General features: G+C 34.6%; 4 protein-coding genes. 2 read left to right on the top strand and 2 right to left on the bottom strand.

Annotated features, from left to right (window positions below; all coding sequences use genetic code 11):
* The coding region (locus tag ACSVDA_RS24670; protein WP_485887058.1) for a transposase at positions 1-169 on the top strand (169 nt) is incomplete at its 5' end.
* 499 nt (positions 170-668) lie between these two features.
* Here the strand turns inward: ACSVDA_RS24670 and ACSVDA_RS24665 are convergent.
* Complete coding sequence (locus tag ACSVDA_RS24665; RefSeq protein WP_485887056.1) at positions 669-905, bottom strand: YncE family protein; 237 nt, start codon at positions 903-905, stop codon at positions 669-671.
* A gap of 477 nt (positions 906-1,382) precedes the next feature.
* A complete protein-coding gene (locus ACSVDA_RS24660; RefSeq protein WP_485887054.1) occupies positions 1,383-1,829 on the bottom strand; it encodes a hypothetical protein in 447 nt (148 codons plus the stop codon).
* A gap of 266 nt (positions 1,830-2,095) precedes the next feature.
* Between ACSVDA_RS24660 and ACSVDA_RS24655 the strand changes: the two genes are divergently transcribed.
* On the top strand, positions 2,096-2,671 hold the full coding sequence (locus tag ACSVDA_RS24655) for a hypothetical protein (RefSeq protein WP_485887052.1): 576 nt from the start codon (positions 2,096-2,098) through the stop codon (positions 2,669-2,671).
* Positions 2,672-2,916: the final 245 nt, after the last annotated feature.

Here is a 2,916-nt window from a genome sequence, read left to right as displayed (position 1 = left end):
GAGTGCCATCTATCGAAAACGAAAAATCGATGTGGAACCAGTTTTTGGATTTTTGAAGGCGAATTTGTGCTTCTCTCGATTTTCTGTACGTGGAAAATCGAAGGTAGAAAACGAAATTGACCTCGCGTTAATGGCAGTGAATCTAAGAAAACTCACTGCCAACAAATAAGGTAATAGAGGGCACTACTACTCTAAATAGAAAAAGGTGAATTTGAGCTCGCTCAAATTCACCTTTTACATTTTTTGAGGCTAGTTATGTCCCAGCCTCGTCTTTATGTGTTAATCGTTCAAAATGTTAATTCTATAGTGTGAAATTAATTAGAGAAATATGGATGTATAGGAAAAACTCATAATATTTTAGTATACATATTGTGGAGGTTATGATGAAAAGAACACTAATATTGGAGCAACAATATTAGCAGTACAACCTGTAACTGTTAATGGTGGATTGAACGTGCTATCAGCTGCAACAAATGAGGAAGCCAAATTCATAAGTTACTGTAAAAGGGAAAAATATAATTGAGGATAAGTTGGTTTAATTTTTCTGTTATTAAAATATCGGTCTTGGACTCGAGTCAATATCTTGGACACAAAAAGATTAAGTTTTATGCAGAATCTTTGAATAGTTCTTCCATTGCTTGAGGTGTTTTATAAGCAATGTTGCTATGCTATCTTTTTCTGTTATACCAAGCTTCGAAAAATTCAAAGATAGCGATATTGGCAGTATTATAGTCTAGATCGGTTGCAATTACCTGGTGCGTTTTCACATCAACAACCGAAATGATACCGTCATTTGGAAAATCCCGACTATTTACGACATAAGCCGTTTTTCCATCTGGGGTAAAAGACATATCTAGTGAACTCTCACCAACCAGAATAGTTGCAATCAAGCTATGCGTTTTCACATCAATGCCCCTACGGTACCATTACCTGTAGAAAAAGTGTTATTTACGACATAAGCCAATACCATGAGAATCACCTAATTTATTTGATTTGTTACTTTAATATATGTAGGATATTTTAAAAATGAGTTACCAAATTTATTAAATTGCCTTCTAACAAACTTTCATCATGTTCAAATATAGTTTTATCTTATGTATGTAAAACCAAGAAAAGTACTTGACCTATAGAAAGATATGTCATCTCCCTGAACAGATCATGAGGAGATAGAAATGCTTAGGAAGAAGTTGGTGAATAAAGCACTCTACTGTATTTTAAGCTATTCAATTAGATTAATTAAAGATACATAATAGAAATTGTGTTTCATAACTATTTTTCTCATTGAATGGACGAACAAATCAAGAAAACATAATATGTAATGAACCTGCATGATGACATGAAAACAGCCCGACTCTTTGAATAGAGTAGGGCATTCCTAATGTTTACATATCTTTTTGAAAAGTAGTTACATTAATGCATCTGCAAGTAAAATTAAGTGTTCCTTGTGGGGATTGACCTGAGACAAATAAACGATACTTGTGGCATCCTATTCCTGGTTCATCACATACAGTATTGTTTGGAGTAAGTGTAAATTGTCCGGTACGACTTTCGGACAAATTGTAAGTACACAATATATTTGTAGCATTCCCTGTAACACGTGCAATTTCATAAATTAAAGTAAAAGGGCTTGTCGTATCAGCTTGTATGACAACCATAGAATCAATCTTTGCAACCCAATCCTTTTCAGTAACCAATAGATTATCGGTTGTCAACGTTATTAAGGGTATTGGATCTACTCCAGCATTAACGTTTGTGAAAGTTATAGGTGTATTTTCACATTTACAAAATAATTCATTGTTTCCTTTTCCCTTACACCTACAATCAGACATTCAATTACACTCCTTTCAAGTTTTAAGATGTAAACATGTTCCTTTTATTCAGTGAATGTCTTACTACTTAAATATGCAACTGTCAATTGTCTAAATGATCAAAGAAACACAATAATTTTAAGGTTACTAAGGGCTGGCACCAGTCCTTTTTAAAAATTAACATAGACTCTTGCTCATTTTAGTCACATTATTTATGATAGTCCAACCTTCTATAGAAGATAACCATACATATAAAGTAAAAACAATTATAGAAGGTGAAAATAATAATGAAGGATAAAGATTGTAAATGTAGAGTCGTTCCACCACCACCACAAGGACCGCAGGGACCTCCAGGAAAACCGGGACCACAAGGACCACAAGGACCACAAGGACCAATGGGAATGCAAGGACCACCAGGACCAACAGGACCACCAGGACCAACTGGTACTGTGCAAGGGGCGTGTCAAATTCTTGGACCAATTAGTCAATTTCCGCAACAGAGTGCTAATGTTATGTTTGGGATGACAGGACCATGTATAGGTGGTCTAACTTTTGCAAATGGCAATAATGCAATACAACTTTCTGATGTTGGTTTATATGAAATTACATTTAGTGTATCTAATGTCAATTTAGCTAATGGAGCAGGAATTGCTTTTGAAGTTGCATCAAATAATACAACAATTCCTGGTTTTATCCTAAGTACAGATAATACAGGTACTGATGGAAGTATAGTAATGAATCCATCAAAATCTATACTCTATGAGAGTTCTGCGATGAATGAAGTGATTGATGTCACCACGCCTACTGTAGATGGAAACCCTTCGATTGGTTCACCAGTTCTACATGTAATTAGACTGAGTTAATGATATATACAGTGAAAAAGAACTGATGGACATGTAAATCATAATGATGTAAACAGACTCCTTAAAATTATTAATTAAATAAATAATGTTGTAAAATTACTGTATAGTAATAGCAATTTGAGGATGAAACACAAGTTGAGTTGTGTTGTGCGCCCATAAGGGAGGCTATGAAAATCGCTTTTTGCAAAAGCGTGGATTAAGTACGCATATAAATCCATCATTACCCACCTTATCCGAAGGGGAAA

Source organism: Cytobacillus sp. Hm23 (genome assembly GCF_051842895.1).
In the GTDB taxonomy this organism is placed as follows: Bacteria; Bacillota; Bacilli; order Bacillales; family SM2101; genus Nanhaiella.
Note: the sequence above shows the minus strand (reverse complement) of the source record. Positions and strands in the feature narration are given on the sequence as shown.